The sequence below is a fragment of the Fibrella musci genome, from assembly GCF_041321105.1.
Classification (GTDB): domain Bacteria; phylum Bacteroidota; class Bacteroidia; order Cytophagales; family Spirosomataceae; genus Fibrella; species Fibrella musci.
Genome location: NZ_JBGGWD010000004.1, coordinates 64,211 through 79,420 on the forward strand (window position 1 = coordinate 64,211; position 15,210 = coordinate 79,420).

18 protein-coding genes are annotated in these 15,210 nt (G+C 49.8%); all 18 read left to right on the plus strand.

Translation table 11 applies throughout. The features are described 5' to 3' along the window. Positions 1 to 2: 2 nt before the first annotated feature. Complete coding sequence (gene nrfD / locus ACAW74_RS13385) at positions 3 to 1,430, plus strand: NrfD/PsrC family molybdoenzyme membrane anchor subunit (protein WP_370698719.1); 1,428 nt, start codon at positions 3 to 5, stop codon at positions 1,428 to 1,430. Between the two features lie 20 nt (positions 1,431 to 1,450). Next, entirely contained in the window at positions 1,451 to 1,981 is a 531-nt protein-coding gene (locus ACAW74_RS13390) for a DUF3341 domain-containing protein (protein ID WP_370698720.1), read from the plus strand. A gap of 10 nt (positions 1,982 to 1,991) precedes the next feature. Continuing rightward, positions 1,992 to 2,594 carry a c-type cytochrome gene (locus ACAW74_RS13395; RefSeq protein WP_370698721.1) on the plus strand — a complete coding sequence of 201 codons (603 nt, stop codon included), beginning with the start codon at positions 1,992 to 1,994 and terminating at the stop codon, positions 2,592 to 2,594. A 64-nt stretch (positions 2,595 to 2,658) separates the two neighbouring features. Then, entirely contained in the window at positions 2,659 to 3,966 is a 1,308-nt protein-coding gene (locus ACAW74_RS13400; protein ID WP_370698722.1) for a quinol:cytochrome C oxidoreductase, read from the plus strand. A 22-nt stretch (positions 3,967 to 3,988) separates the two neighbouring features. Further along, complete coding sequence (locus tag ACAW74_RS13405) at positions 3,989 to 5,092, plus strand: cytochrome c oxidase subunit II (RefSeq protein WP_370698723.1); 1,104 nt, start codon at positions 3,989 to 3,991, stop codon at positions 5,090 to 5,092. A gap of 30 nt (positions 5,093 to 5,122) precedes the next feature. Then, positions 5,123 to 7,009 carry a cytochrome c oxidase subunit I gene (locus tag ACAW74_RS13410; RefSeq protein WP_370698724.1) on the plus strand — a complete coding sequence of 629 codons (1,887 nt, stop codon included), beginning with the start codon at positions 5,123 to 5,125 and terminating at the stop codon, positions 7,007 to 7,009. Then, positions 6,984 to 7,997 carry a COX15/CtaA family protein gene (locus tag ACAW74_RS13415; RefSeq protein ID WP_370698725.1) on the plus strand — a complete coding sequence of 338 codons (1,014 nt, stop codon included), beginning with the start codon at positions 6,984 to 6,986 and terminating at the stop codon, positions 7,995 to 7,997. Before ACAW74_RS13410 ends, ACAW74_RS13415 begins: the two co-directional genes overlap by 26 nt. 12 nt (positions 7,998 to 8,009) lie before the next feature. Beyond that, positions 8,010 to 8,915 (plus strand): heme o synthase, encoded by a 906-nt coding sequence (gene cyoE / locus ACAW74_RS13420; protein WP_370698726.1) that lies wholly within the window; start codon positions 8,010 to 8,012, stop codon positions 8,913 to 8,915. Position 8,916: 1 nt separating this feature from the next. Continuing rightward, positions 8,917 to 9,510, plus strand: coding sequence for a cytochrome c oxidase subunit 3 (locus ACAW74_RS13425; RefSeq protein WP_370698727.1), 594 nt, complete (start codon positions 8,917 to 8,919; stop codon positions 9,508 to 9,510). Between the two features lie 15 nt (positions 9,511 to 9,525). Then, positions 9,526 to 10,311: a cytochrome c oxidase subunit 3 gene (locus ACAW74_RS13430; RefSeq protein ID WP_370698728.1), complete on the plus strand. Its 786-nt coding sequence runs from the start codon at positions 9,526 to 9,528 to the stop codon at positions 10,309 to 10,311. A 33-nt stretch (positions 10,312 to 10,344) separates the two neighbouring features. After that, positions 10,345 to 10,677 (plus strand): cytochrome C oxidase subunit IV family protein, encoded by a 333-nt coding sequence (locus ACAW74_RS13435; RefSeq protein ID WP_015330190.1) that lies wholly within the window; start codon positions 10,345 to 10,347, stop codon positions 10,675 to 10,677. 153 nt (positions 10,678 to 10,830) lie between these two features. Next, positions 10,831 to 11,397, plus strand: a complete 567-nt coding sequence (locus tag ACAW74_RS13440) for an SCO family protein (protein ID WP_370698729.1) — start codon at positions 10,831 to 10,833, stop codon at positions 11,395 to 11,397. A gap of 3 nt (positions 11,398 to 11,400) precedes the next feature. Next, positions 11,401 to 11,946 carry a DUF420 domain-containing protein gene (locus tag ACAW74_RS13445; RefSeq protein WP_370698730.1) on the plus strand — a complete coding sequence of 182 codons (546 nt, stop codon included), beginning with the start codon at positions 11,401 to 11,403 and terminating at the stop codon, positions 11,944 to 11,946. 14 nt (positions 11,947 to 11,960) lie between these two features. Then, positions 11,961 to 12,236: a CAMCR motif-containing small membrane protein gene (locus ACAW74_RS28705; RefSeq protein ID WP_502918611.1), complete on the plus strand. Its 276-nt coding sequence runs from the start codon at positions 11,961 to 11,963 to the stop codon at positions 12,234 to 12,236. A 58-nt stretch (positions 12,237 to 12,294) separates the two neighbouring features. Further along, entirely contained in the window at positions 12,295 to 12,564 is a 270-nt protein-coding gene (locus ACAW74_RS13450; RefSeq protein WP_370698731.1) for a DUF983 domain-containing protein, read from the plus strand. A 127-nt stretch (positions 12,565 to 12,691) separates the two neighbouring features. After that, the gene (locus ACAW74_RS13455) at positions 12,692 to 13,282 is read left to right on the plus strand and encodes an RNA polymerase sigma factor (RefSeq protein ID WP_370698732.1); all 591 of its coding nucleotides are present in this window, start codon (positions 12,692 to 12,694) and stop codon (positions 13,280 to 13,282) included. Beyond that, complete coding sequence (locus tag ACAW74_RS13460; RefSeq protein WP_370698733.1) at positions 13,263 to 14,093, plus strand: hypothetical protein; 831 nt, start codon at positions 13,263 to 13,265, stop codon at positions 14,091 to 14,093. The genes ACAW74_RS13455 and ACAW74_RS13460 overlap by 20 nt, the downstream gene beginning before the upstream one ends. Then, positions 14,090 to 15,100 (plus strand): outer membrane beta-barrel protein, encoded by a 1,011-nt coding sequence (locus tag ACAW74_RS13465; protein ID WP_370698734.1) that lies wholly within the window; start codon positions 14,090 to 14,092, stop codon positions 15,098 to 15,100. The genes ACAW74_RS13460 and ACAW74_RS13465 overlap by 4 nt, the downstream gene beginning before the upstream one ends. Positions 15,101 to 15,210: the final 110 nt, after the last annotated feature.

Here is a 15,210-nt window from a genome sequence, read left to right on the forward strand (position 1 = left end):
CAATGCATATTACTTCAGCCGTACGCACGCCACTTGTTTCAGGTGGTAAAACCTATGCAGACGTTACGGAAGACGTTTGCAAGCAGGTTGAAGGCAAACCCACCCGCGAGTGGACGATTGCCTTCACAATCTCGGCCATCGTACTGGTCTACGGCACTGCCTGTGTATTTTACACATGGTGGGAAGGCCTGGGCGTATGGGGTCTCAATAAAACAGTAGGCTGGGCGTGGGATATTACCAACTTCGTATGGTGGGTAGGTATTGGTCACGCAGGTACGTTGATCTCGGCTATTCTGCTGCTGTTCCGTCAGAAATGGCGGACGTCGATTAACCGGGCCGCCGAAGCTATGACGATCTTCGCCGTACTCTGTGCCGCGTCATTCATCTTCATGCACATGGGGCGCCCTTGGCTAGGATACTGGGCTCTGCCACTGCCTAACACCTTTGGCTCTCTGTGGGTGAACTTCAAATCGCCACTGGTTTGGGACGTATTTGCCATCAGCACCTATTTTACTGTATCGCTGGTGTTCTGGTACATGGGTTTGGTGCCTGACTTGGCCACCATCCGTGACCGTGCCCGTAGCAAAGTGAGCCGGTACGTATACGGTGCCTTTTCGCTGGGCTGGAATGGTTCGGCGAAGACGTGGGCTCGTTACGAATACATGAGCCTCATTCTGGCTGGTATTTCGACGCCACTCGTGTTGTCAGTACACACGATCGTAAGTATGGACTTTGCTACGTCGGTAATTCCCGGCTGGCATACCACCATCTTCCCGCCTTACTTCGTAGCTGGTGCTATCTTCTCGGGTTTTGCCATGGTACAAAACCTGATGCTGATCACCCGGGTCGTATTCAAACTGGAAGACTACATCACAACGGAGCACATCGAGTCGATGAATAAAATCATCACGCTGACGGGCTCAATTGTAGGGGTCGCGTACCTGACCGAATTCTTTATCGCTTGGTACTCAGGCGTTGAGTTTGAAGCCTACGCCTTCATCAACCGGGCAACGGGTCCTTACTGGTGGGCTTACTGGGCGATGATGACCTGTAACGTAATTTCACCGCAGCTCTTCTGGAGCGCGACTATTCGCCGCAGTGTGGTTTGGACGTTCGTATTGTCAGTGATTGTGAACATCGGTATGTGGTTCGAACGCTTCGTAATTATCGTGACCTCGTTGCACCGCGATTACTTGCCTTCAAGCTGGGCCATGTTCCACCCAACATTGTTCGACATCAGCGATTACATTTTCTCGTTTGGTCTGTTCTTCACGCTCTTCCTGTTGTTCGCCAAGTTCCTGCCAGTCGTTAACATGGCTGAAGTGAAAGCGATCATCAAGTCATCGTCTGAAAAGTTGCCGAAATCGGTATCAGGCGTGGCAAAAGGCGAGCGCATTACCAGCCCTACGTTCAATAAAAACGCTGATTAACCACCTCATTCCAATTGTATATGGCATCGCCAGTTAATAGTCGCTTTTTGGTAGGCATCTTTGATGACGACGATGTGGTCATGAAAGCTGTCAAAGAAGTTCGGGAAGCAGGCGTTCGGATCCACGAAGTATACACGCCGTTCCCGGTTCACGGGCTGGACGTGGCACTGGGTCATCCTCGTTCTCGTCTGGGTATTGTCGCTTTCATGTTCGGTCTTACGGGTTGTCTCTGTGCACTGGCACTGATGTCTTACACGGAAAAATTTGACTGGCCGATGGTTGTAGGCGGTAAAGACTCCTTCTCTTTCCCCGTTTATATTCCTATCACATTTGAGTTGACGGTTCTATTCACAGCCTTGGGCATGGTAGCAACCTTTGTTATCTCAAACGGTATGGGGCCAACTGTTAAGCCGCTGATGTTCGATCTGCGGACAACCGACAATAAATTCGCCATGGCAATCGACATGGAAAAGAATAAGCTGTCGGAAGCAGATATCGAATCGATCTTAAAGCAGTCGGGTGCTGCTGAAGTCAACGTCAAGCAGTTCTAATTCGCCGAATATGAAATTTAAGCATATAGCTCTGCCAACCATCGGATTTGCCGTTGCTTTACTGATGACCGCTTGTGGTGATAATCACAATTCGACTGGGGTTCAGTTCGCACCGCAGATGTACGATCCCGTTGGCTATGAAGCCTACAAACAGATTGATTCAAACCGTATCAATCCCTATGGATTGAATATGCGCGACCCGGCCCGTGGTACCGTTTCAAGACGGAATTACCACACTACGTTTGGCAAGGGAGACAGCGCAGTTACGGATCTGATGGTGTACAACATTCCCAAAGACAGCATTTCTATTGCTGAACGTACCTTGTCGAATCCGATTCCGGCCACAGAGGCTAGTTTAGAAGAAGGCAAGATACTCTACGGACGGTATTGTGTTCACTGCCACGGTGAAGGTGGTAAAGGAGACGGGCTGGTAGGAAAAATGTACGCAGGCGTACCCAACTACTCAGCTGATGCCTACAAGACGATGAACGATGGACATATCTTCCACGTCATCACCCACGGCAAAGGTCGGATGTGGCCTCACGGCTCGCAGATGACGCCTGAAGAACGCTGGAAGATCGTCATGTACGTTCACAAACTTCAGCAAGGTTAAACCGCTAAACAACGCACAGACCTGAGCTAAGCAGGCTTGTGCATCATCTTTTAATCAGTCAATAATGGCATCAGTACACGCAATACCTTCTTTAGACGAGCAGTATGAATTTACGGCTGAGTCGAAGCGGCGGCTAATTATTGGTGGAGCCGTTGGCGTGGCATTAGTCGCGCTTGGTGCATTCCTGCTTGCGTCTGGAGTTGGTGAGCATGCCCATGAGGCAGTACAGGGACATGGCCTAAGCGAAGGTCACGAAGGCGCACACGGTCACTACAAATGGATCACCCGCATCTGGGCCAACCTGTGGGTCAACGCCGTTTACTTCACCGGTATCTCAGTCGCTGGCGTATTCTTTATTTCTTACAATTATCTGGCTCAGGCTGGTTGGTCGTCGGTGATCAAACGCGTGCCAGAAGCAATGCCCGCCTTTTTGCCCGTAACCGGCGTGATTTTGCTGGTTGTTTTCTTCATTGCCGGCCACGACATCTTTCACTGGACGCATGAAGGACTTTATGACAAGGCAAGCCACGACTACGATCCGGTAATTGCTGGCAAACATGGCTTCCTGAATACGCCATTCTTTTTAATCCGCGTCGTTTTCTATTTTGTTGCCTGGTATATGCTGTGGCGTATCCTGCGTAATCTGTCATTGCAGGAAGATCTCTATGGTGGTACGGAGTACTATTACAAGAGCATGAAGTATGGCACGGCCTTCCTGGTTGTGTTTGCCGTAACCTCATCAACTGCCGCTTGGGATTTGATCATGTCAATCGATACCCACTGGTTCAGTACCATGTTTGGCTGGTACACGCTGGCAAGCTGGCACGTAGCAGGCTTGGCAACCATGACGCTGACTGTAGTGATGCTGAAAGAACAAGGTTATCTGAAAGCAGTCAACAATAGCCATCTTCATGATCTGGGCAAATTTGTATTCGCTTTCAGTATCTTCTGGACCTACGTTTGGTTTGCGCAGTTCATGTTGATCTACTATGCCAACCTTCCGGAAGAAACGATCTATTATCGTGAGCGTTTCAGCGGCTATAATGAGATCTACTTAGCTCCATTCTTTGTTAACTTGTTCCTAAACTTTGTATTTCCGTTCCTTGTTCTCATGACACGGGATGCAAAGCGCACGACGCTCATTTTGAAGGTTGCTTGCTGGGGTGTGCTTGTTGGTCACTACTTCGACTTCTACAATAACATCATGCCAGGAACGGTTGGCGAACACGGTGGATTTGGCCCGGTTGAGTTTGGCATGATCCTCATCTTCGCTTGTGCTTTTATCTGGTCGGTGTCTACGCAGTTGGCAAAGGCTAATTTGATTGCTAAGAATCATCCGCTACTAGAAGAAGCGTTGCACCACGACATTTAGACTTTATCTAAATCTTACTCTTATGATTTACATCGTAGCACTGTTGTCGCTCGTGTTTCTGGCCCTTGCCTTTATGGTGTTTGGCCGGTTGACCAGCGTGCTTAAAGGCGTTAATGGCGGCGAGGAGGTAGAAAACTACGGCGGCACCAGTAACAAGATCAACGGGATCATGTTCATCGTGTTCCTGATCGGTGGTATTACTGCTGCAACCTGGTCTTTTATTCATTCGACGCAATACTTCTTGCCGGAAGCTGCATCGGAACATGGCCGCCGGACGGATACGCTCTTCTGGTTGTCAATGGCCATCGTCACGTTGGCGGCACTGGTCACCAATGTTTTGCTTTTCGTATTTGCGTGGAAGTACCAGTACAAAAACGGAAAGCGGGCCACTTATTATCCTGAAAACCACAAGCTTGAGTTGATCTGGACGGTTGTACCGGCTGTTGTTATGGCGGTAATGGTGTTTACCGGCTGGCAGGCCTGGCGTGATATTATGTCGGAGGCTCCCGAAGGCGCTCAAGAAGTTGAATTGGTTGGTAAGCAATTCAACTGGATTGCCCGCTATCCTGGCGTAGACAATAATAAACTGGGCGCGTTCAACTACAAGCTAACCGACAACAACAATGAAGTAGGAATTGATTACTCAGATGAAGCTGCATTCGACGACTTCACGGGTAATGAGTTGCACATTCCTGTTGGTAAGCCGGTGTTGATTAAGATTCGCGCTCGTGACGTATTGCATAGCGTATTCATTCCGCACATGCGGGTGAAAATGGATGCCGTACCGGGCATGCCTACTCGTTTCTGGTTTAAGCCTGAGAAAACGACGGAGCAAATGCGCAACGAAACAGGCGATCAGAATTTCAAATATGAAATTGCCTGCACCGAGGTGTGTGGTCGTGGTCACTTCTCAATGAAGATGAATCTGATTGTTGAGGATGAAGCTTCATGGAAAAAGTGGTGTGCTGAGCAAAAGCCTTTGCTGACAACGTACCCAGAATATGCGTCACGCATTCCGGCGAACCTGAAAGCGAAAGCGGCCAAATATTTGCCTGCACAGACGGATAGCACAACAACAGCTTCAGCAGCGGGCGTTGGTGGTACAGGAAGCGCGGCATTACGTTAATTTCTTCAAAACAACAAAAGCTACTAATCTATGGCAACTACAGGAGCACTTTCTACGACTGCGGTTCAAGTGGCTGAGCACGATCACCACGACCACGAACTGAACTTTTGGAGAAAGTACGTTTTCGCCGAAGACCACAAGACAATTGCCAAGCAGTATTTGATTACAGGTATTCTCTGGGCAATCATCGGCATCAGCTTCTCCGTAATCTTCCGCCTTCAGCTAGGCTTCCCTGCCATGAAGATGGAATTTCTGCGCCCATTGATCGGGAACTGGATTGATGAGACAGGAAAGCTATCGCCAGACTTTTATCTTGCTCTTGTTACGATGCATGGCACTATCATGGTGTTCTTCGTATTGACAGCTGGTTTGAGCGGTACGTTCTCTAACTTTTTGATTCCCCTACAGGTAGGTGCTCGTGACATGGCATCGGGCTTTCTGAACATGCTCTCATACTGGTTCTTCTTTATGGCCAGTCTGGTAATGTTCGTTTCGCTTTTCTTGGAAACAGGTCCTGCAGCTGGTGGGTGGGTAGTTTACCCGCCGCTTAGCGCTCTTCCCCAAGCCCATATGGGTTCTCAGGCTGGTATGACGCTTTGGCTTGCAAGTATGGCGCTGTTCATTGTGTCGCAGTTGCTAGGTGGTATTAACTACATCACAACGGTAATTAACCTGCGTACGCGGGGTATGTCGTTTAGCAAATTGCCACTGACAATTTGGGCATTCTTCCTGACAGCTGTGCTTGGTCTGATCTCGTTCCCCGTTCTGCTGTCAGCAGCTCTATTGCTGATCTTCGATCGGAGCTTCGGTACGAGCTTCTACTTGTCTGACATTTACATTGGTGGAGAGGCGCTTCCGAACGTTGGTGGTAGCCCTATTTTGTTCCAGCACTTGTTCTGGTTCCTGGGTCACCCTGAGGTATACATTGTGATGCTGCCCGCCTTGGGTATCACTTCTGAAATCATTGCTACGAACTCGCGTAAGCCAATCTTTGGCTACCGTGCCATGATTGCGTCAATGATGGGGATTGCCTTCCTGGCGTTCATCGTGTGGGCTCACCACATGTTCGTAACGGGTATGAACCCCTTCCTTGGATCGGTGTTTATGTTCCTGACGCTGATTATCGCCGTTCCTTCGGCAGTGAAAGCGTTTAACTACATTACAACCTTATGGCGTGGTAACATCCGGTTTACACCCGCTATGTTGTTCTCAATTGGTCTTGTATCCTTCTTCATTTCAGGTGGGGTGACAGGTCTGATTCTTGGTAACTCTGCGCTGGATATTCAATTGCACGATACCTACTTCGTAGTGGCTCACTTCCACTTGGTAATGGGAGCCTCTTCTGCTTTTGGTCTGCTGGCGGGTGTTTACCACTGGTTCCCCAAAATGTTTGGTCGGATGATGAACGACAAGCTTGGGTACGTTCACTTCTGGATGACGTTCATTGGAATCTACTGCGTGTTCTTCCCGATGCACTACATCGGTATCGCTGGTTTCCCCCGTCGTTACTACGCGTTCACGAGCTACGACTTTACCAAGAACATTTTCCAGGATATGAACGCCTTCATCAGTATTGCGGCTATTCTGACATTCTCGGCGCAGTTTATCTTCTTGTTCAACTTCGTTTATAGCCTGTTCAAAGGACGTAAAGCGTCTCAGAACCCCTGGAAGTCGAACACGCTGGAGTGGACAACACCGGTTATTCCGGGTCATGGTAACTGGCCGGGCGAAATTCCTGCTGTGTACCGTTGGCCGTATGATTACAGCAAGCCTGGTGCGAATGACGATTTCATTCCGCAGAACGTACCGTACTCGCAAACCCCTGAATCAAATCTTCCGCATGAGAATGAATTGATTTCACTGGAGAAAGCGATTGAAGCCCAAAACTTCAATGACCAGTTTAAGCAACCTCATTAATGAGCGTTCGTTTCGGCGGCTGGCACTCCTGACGGTAATAGCAGTCTACTTATTAATTTTGGTAGGTGGCGTCGTCAGGAGTACCGGCTCCGGAATGGGGTGTCCCGATTGGCCTAAGTGCTTCGGTCAGTGGGTTCCTCCAACCAACGTCAATGAGTTGCCAGCAAACTATCAGGAGATATACAGTCACCGGGGTTATGCAGACACTGAGTTCAACGTAGTAAAAACGTGGACAGAGTACCTGAACCGGCTACTGGGGGCCTTAATCGGCGTTTTTATCTTCCTGACATTCATAGCCTCTACTGTAGCCTACTGGCGTAAAGATCGCGCCATCGTAGGCTATAGTTTTTTGGCCCTTTTGCTGGTGGGCTTTCAGGGCTGGTTAGGCGCGAAAGTCGTTTCGAGTGTGCTGGCGACCTGGTTGATTACCTTACATATGTTGCTGGCCATCGTTATTGTTGGCGTGCTTATGTATGTAATGGCGCGCAGCCGCGCAAGCTTGTTGGTTGACGATCGTACAACGCTGTCTGAAACGGGCCAACGTTGGTTGTTGATTAGCTCCGTTCTGCTATTGCTTCAAATACTGCTTGGTACGCAGGTACGTGAAATGGTAGATGAAGTGGCAGATCAGTTAGGAGCCCAACAGCGTTTTCGCTGGATCGACGAATTAGGGATTCGCTTTTACATCCACCGAAGTTTTTCGCTGGTAGTGTTAGCTACACAGATAGTTTGGATCTGGCCTACAAAGAAGTTGCCAACTGGAAGCTTACTAAGGTCATTTGGTACAGCTATGGTGCTGTTAATCTTTGTGGAGATATTGACCGGGGTCGTTATGGCTTATTGGGCAATACCCGCCTGGGCGCAGCCAGTACATTTAACGTTAGCTGTAGTGGCACTTGGAATTCAGTTCTTGGTCATTCTGTTTGTAAAGAAGGAGACGTTGCTAATCAATTCAGCCCGTTCGGAAGTTCGGTATGAGCAGGTATAGCAACACCACGTTATGAATCAAACAGATCACCCCACACTCGATTCCCCCCGTCTTCGACCGAAAGCGGCTACCTGGAAAGATTATCTGGCCCTCACGAAGTTGCGGCTTTCGTTGTTGGTTGGGTTTTCCGCCGCGCTGGGTTACATGATGGCGGCCCCACGACCCTATGATGTCGGTGCAATTCTGCTGTTTACGCTGAGTGGCTTGCTGATTACGGGTGCGGCTAATGCTGTCAATCAGGTTCTGGAAGTGGAGTTTGATCGCTTAATGAAGCGTACGGGCGGTAGACCGCTGCCGTCTGGACGAATCAGTAAACAGAAAGCGCTGGTGTTTGTGGCCGTGCTGTTGTTTGCCGGGCTTTTCATGCAAACTCTGTGGTTTAACCCACTGACAGCTGGTATCTCATTTGTTTCATTTTTGTTGTATGGCTTCGTATATACCCCGCTGAAGCGAGTTGGCTCTATCGCGGTATATGTAGGGGCTATTCCAGGTGGCTTGCCTCCACTGATTGGCTGGGTAGCCGCCGCAGGTACGTTATCGCCTGAAGCGTGGTGGTTATTTGCAGTGCAGTTTATCTGGCAGTTTACCCATTTCTGGGCTGTGGCCTGGGTCCTTGATGAAGATTACGGAAAAGCAGGATTCAAGTTGTTACCGCTGAAACGGCCAGCCACTGCCAGCACAGCACTTGTCATACTGGCTTTCACCGTGTGGTTGCTGCCTTTGGGCTGGTATGCGCATAGTTGGGGCTTCATTGGCGCCGCCTCCGCATGGATTGCATTGGGTTCAGCCGTTGGGCTAACTGTTCTGAATGGTATGCTGGTAACCAATCCATCTATTGGTGCAGCTAAACGGCTGATGTTTGCGGCGTTTGCGTATTTACCTATAGTGCAGATCGCGTTTGTGTTAGACCGACTTTAACATGCAGGAAGAAACTGAAGATATAAAATGGCTCGAAGAAGAGCCGGAAGAAACGCTCTCGGTGAACCCGCGTAAGTTTATACTGTGGTTGTTCATTGTGAGTATAGTCATGCTTTTTGCCTCCTTTACCAGTGCCTATCTGGTTCGTCGGGCAGAAGGTAACTGGCTCGAGTTTACAGTGCCAGCTGTGTTTGGTTATAGCACAGTTGTACTACTTGTGAGTAGTTTAACGATGCATTGGGCCTACTTTGCCGCCAAAAAAGACAATTTCAACGCACTGAGGATAGCGATATCTATTACTTTTGCGCTCGGAATGGTCTTCCTGTACATGCAGTTTCAGGGATGGGTCGAGCTGGTGCGCAACAATGTTTACTTTGTAGGTAACCCGGCAGGCTCGTTCATTTATGTGTTTACAGGAATGCACGGTTTCCATTTGATCTCAGGGCTTATTGTACTGGTGTTTGCACTGGTAGCGGCGTACCGGTTTCGGATACACGCCAAAGCACTGGATCAAATTCAGATTGCAACGACGTACTGGCATTTTCTGGATGCCCTTTGGCTTTACTTATATTTCTTTTTACTCTATTTCCATTAATCTGCTTCGGTACGCATGGCGGCTACAGCGACAACAACCGACGAGTCGGTACTATTTGATAAGAAAGCCTGGATGGGTGGGGTAGAACCCATGAACGCCAGCTATGGTAAATTGATGATGTGGTTCTTCCTCATCTCGGATACCTTCACGTTCTCGGCACTGCTCGTAACCTACGGACTCATTCGTTACAGCTACCCGGCATACGACCCGGCCATCCATGGGGTGCCGTTCCATTTCTCGAATATGTATTGGCCGGTTCCCGACCAAGTATTCAATGCGCTTCCATTCCTGCACGGAATGAATGCACCCTTGATATTTGTGGGTATCATGACCTTTATTCTCATCTTCTCGTCGGTAACGATGGTACTTGCCGTTGAAGCTGGGCACCGTCGCGATCAGGCCGATGTGGAGAAATACATGCTCTGGACAATTCTGGGCGGCTTTGCTTTCCTGAGTAGCCAGGCTTGGGAATGGTCACACTTTATCCACGGTACAGAGCAAGGCTCAACCTTCCGCGAACTGATCGGTGGCGAATGGGTATCGCGCACAATTTTTGGTGCCAACCTAACCGAAAATCAGTATGGCCCCCCGGCCTTTGCTGACCTGTTTTTCTTCATCACAGGGTTCCACGGTACGCACGTGTTCTCAGGAGTGGTACTGAACATTCTTATCTTCTACCGGACGGCGACTGGTATGTATGCACGTCGTGGTCACTATGAGATGGTTGAGAAAGTAGGTCTGTACTGGCACTTTGTCGATCTCGTCTGGGTGTTCGTGTTTACCTTCTTCTACCTGGTTTAAACGACTGTTGAAATCGCTATTCTCTTTGCAAACATGGCAAATACACCTTACTCGGATAACCACGGTGGTACTGACGTAGCGCCACCGCCCGCTAATACCAAAGCGATCTGGCGGACATTCATTATCCTGTCGATCATTACCGGCTTTGAATTTTTGATTGCCTTTACGCTGCCTGCCAACCACCTTCGGGTTGCCATTTTCGTAGGGATGACGATCGTAAAAGCGTTCTACATCGTGGGCGAGTTTATGCATCTTAAACACGAAGTGAAGAGCCTGATCTGGGCGATTCTGCTTCCGATCATCTTTATCTGCTGGTTGCTGTTAGCCCTCATGTATGAAGGTGGTTCGATCTTCGAGCTTCGATAAAACAGAATGACTAAGTACCAGAAAGCCGGGACCCTCCTCGTAACGTTGATGGCCCCGGCTTTTGCGTATATACTGCTTAGAGCGTGTACGCAAAACCATTACACGTTACCCCGATTCATTCCGGTAATCGACTCGACACGGGGTGTGCCTGTTATGCACACCGTGGCTGATGCCGACGGCAACAAACGGGAAGATACGCTCTTCCGAACCATTCCGCCGTTCACACTAATTGATCAGGACGGTAAGCCTGCAACGGAAGCGCTGGCAAAGAACAAGATTCACATCGCTGATTTCTTCTTCACGCGTTGTGGCACCATCTGCCCTAAAATACAGTCGAACCTGACGCGAGTGCAGGAGCTGTTCAAAGACAACTCCGACATCGTCTTCCTATCCTATTCGGTCGATCCGGTGAACGATCAGCCCAAGGAGTTAAAGGCATACGCTCAGCGTTACGGGGCGATACCAGGCAAATGGTATTTCCTGACGGGTGACAAGGGCGTGATCTACAATCTGGCGCAGCGAGGCTACTTTCTGCCAGTGGTCGATCATGGCGTTAGCTATGGCAAACCAGACGAAACTTTTATCCACAGCGAAAAGTTGGTTTTAGTGGATAAACAGGGCATTATCAGGGGCTTCTACGATGGCACCAACAAAGAAGACATTGAACGGCTGATCGCCGAGATTCGTGTCTTGCTCGATATCTACAAGAAGGAAGCGTAACCTATGGAAACCTCCACGCTGATAAAAAAAGAGAAAAGTGCCAACCGACTGATCAACGTCATTTCGGTGGCTATACCGATTGTGGTGGCGATCTTACTGGGTATTCGCCAGAAAGTGGATCTGGGTGCCTGGACAACGTACCTACCACACATCAACGGAGTAATCAATTCCATTACATCGGTGTTGCTATTGGTAGGTTACTACTTTATTCGTCAGAAGAACGTACCTGCGCACCGTGCCGCTATGACAATGGCGTTCTCGCTGGGAGCAGTCTTTTTGGTGAGCTACGTACTCTACCATATGTCGAACGAGTCAACGCCGTATGGTGGACAAGGCTGGGTACGTCCTGTCTATTACTTTTTGCTGATCTCACACATTGTGTTGTCGGTTGTGGTCTTGTGGTTTGTGTTGAGAGCCGTGTATTTTGCCTGGACCAAGCAATTTGTTCTGCATAAGCAAATGACTCGCTGGGCGCTGCCTATCTGGTTTTATGTGAGTACAACCGGCGTAATCGTCTATCTGATGATTCGTCCTTATTACACCCATTAAAACGACTTGGAACGATGAAAACATGGAGTTGGGCGTTAATGCTTGGCTTGGGCTTACTCGGCCAAACTGATCTGATGGCACAATGTGCTATGTGCCGGAGTGTGGTAGAAAGCACCGTAAGCAACGGTCGGAGCGTAGTCGCGTCTGATCTGAATGTAGGAATCTTGTACTTGCTGGCAGCGCCCTACCTCATCGTAGCCGTTGTTAGCTATCTCTGGTATCGCACCAGTAAAAAAGAGCATGGCCAACGTCTCGAAATTGCAAGCCGTGTCCGCCGGGCTATGTCCTAGGTGTAGACAGGGTAAAATTTTCAAAACCCCGTTATATGCACCGTTTGGGTTTGGTGAAATGAATGAATTCTGTCCGCATTGCGGATTACGATTCGAAGTCGAACCGGGCTATTTCATCGGAGCCATGTATGTCAGCTACGCCTTTTCAGGGGGGCTGGCGCTGGTACTCGGGTTCACCCTGTTTTACCTGCTCGACAATCCGCCCGGCTGGGTATACGCATTGGTCGTATCACTGGGTGTGATCCTTATTTCCGCCATCAATTTTCGTCTGTCGCGTGTTGTATGGTTGCATTATGTGGCTGGCATCCGGTACGATCCGAACCTGTGAGCACCGACTTGATTAAGACGAGCCTATCAAGTTTTTAAATCCCGATCTGAAAAGGTTGGGATTTTTTATTGAGCCTCATGCAACCAGAGCCCAAACCAAATGCATCTTCGCTACAAACAAGGGAATCATGGCCTCGTCTATACCATACTACTTCTCGGAGAATGAGCTAGTGGTTGCGTTGCAACAGAGGGAGGCCCGCGCGCAGAAAATAGCCTACGAGAAGTATGCGGCTCGTATGATGGCCGTTTGCCTCAGGTACGTTGCCAACCGCGACGATGCCGAGGACGTGTTGATCGAAGGGTTTATGCGCGTGTTTGAACGGATTGACCAGTTCAGGAAAGAGGGAAGTTTTGAAGGCTGGGTACGTCGAGTGATGGTGACCGAATCGCTGATGTATCTCCGCAAGAATAAAGCGTGGCGGCAGGAGGTTCCGCTGGACGATTTGGGCGGTGAACCCGACTACGAACTGGCCGACGCGAACCTCGACGCTGAGGCCCTGATTCGACTGGTTGCCCAATTACCCGACGGGTACCGTACCGTGTTTAACCTGTATGCCATCGAAGGGTATAGTCACGCTGAAATAGCCGAACTGACGGGAATCAGCGAAGGCACCTCAAAATCACAATTATCCAGAGCGCGGGCTTTGTTGCAGGATAAAATCCGGCGTCTGGAGATAGACTATAAGCCAGCTAACCACTATGGAAAAGCAGCCAGTTGATGACCTTTTCGCCCGGAAGCTTCGCGATGCCGAGGTAGCACCCGGTGCCGATGTATTCGGTCGTTTGCAAACCCGAATGAATGCAACTCCACTGCCTGTGGCCGCGCCCAAACGCAGACTGGCAGGCTGGTGGTATGGCGTAGCTGCCAGCGTTTTGCTGAGTATCGCTTGGTTAAGCTGGTCTCGCGTTGGCGATACCGTCAAGCCGATGGGCCACCAAGTTGCTCGGGCCGGAAATTCAGCGGTTCAGCCAACAGCCCGGAACAGTGAGTCACAGCCCACAGGCGCACAAACGGATGCGTTAACCACCGGCGCCGATGCTTCGCCAGAAACGACTCAGGCAACTGAGAGAACTACGCGTCCTGCAAAAACCGCCGAATACGTAGCGCAGGCGAACACAAGCCGGGAGAATAGTAAGCCCACCGAACAGCCCACGCCAAAAGCTCCTGTTACGGATAATGTACCTGAGACGGTGTCCGTAACTCCTGTGGAAGCACCGATTGTTGCAAAAACGGAGAAAATCCAGCCAACTGTCGAAGTAGAAAAAGTGCCGACAGGCCGGACGGTCGTGCTTACCATCGCAGACCCAGAACCGGTTAAGCTGGCAACGGTACAACCGACAAAAACGGACGCAGTTCAGAACACGCCCAACCTGAGCCAATTCTTTGATAAAGTGAAACAGATAAAAAGTGGCGAGGTGTTTGCCCGCGCTACCCCCACGCGGCCGGCGGCCGAACCCAGAACCGGTCTGGGCCGACTGGTCAATGGCGTACGGGAAAGTCTTCGCAACGAAAACAGTTTAGAACCATGAGAACTTTATTCACACTATGCTGCTTCATGGCCATCGCCCAGAAAGCGCTGGCCATGCCCGCCGATTCACTCATTATTCGGTTTGGTTCATCGTCTCGCGTGGCCATCTACGCGCCAACCAAGGAAGAGTTGAAAAAGATCACACAATACGATCTGAACCAGATTGTTAGAGAAATGGTCAGCAAGCTCGACTCCGTGCCTGAAGGCCAGGTCTACGCTATCAATGAACAGAATGGCAAACGTTATCTGCGCGATACACTGATCGTAGTGCAAAAGTCAGGCGGCAACGTAACGATCAGTGTTAAAAACGATGAGGACAATGGCAATGATTCGTCGACCGACTACCAGCGGGAACGCAATTCGCGGACGCGTACCACACGTACCTATTCGTCTCGCTCCAACTGGAAAGTAAATACCGATTTCCACATTGGCCTGAACACGTGGCTCAATGGGCCAACAGACGCCCTCTACAACGGTGGTTCGTTTGAACTGAGCCCGCTTGGATCGCGCTACTTCGCCATCAGCCTTACCCAGAACCCGTCTATCGTCAGGAATGATCATATCCGTATCAGCGTGCGCTATGGGTTGCAGTTCGCCTGGAACAACTTCATGTTTCAGCAGAACGTGAGGCTCGAGCGTGAAGCCAACAATGTGGCTTTCCAAACGTACCCAGCCCAACTAGAAAAGAGCAAGCTCACCATCTGTAATCTGGAAATTCCGGTGGTGCCGCAGTTCTCAATCTACAATAACAGCCGCAAACGGGCTTTCAGTATTGGCTTCGGGGGCTTCATTGGTTACCGGCTCGATAGTTACACCAAAATCAAGCTGGAAAACAACGATGTGATCCGCGATCATAACAGCTATTTCCTCAACAACCTGCAGTATGGGTTACAGGGAAATATCGGCGTAGCAGGCCTGAACTTCTTCGTCAAATACCACCTTACCAATACGTTTCAGGACAACCGGGGGCCTAGTTTGCGGCCACTTAGCTTCGGCATCACCATCTAATATCTTTGGATGAGGTTAGCCAAAACAAAGCCGTAGCAGGTATGCTGCGGCTTTGTTTTGCAGAAGTGTTAAAGAATTTTTGCGCGACCTGTTGACAACGGCCAAAATCG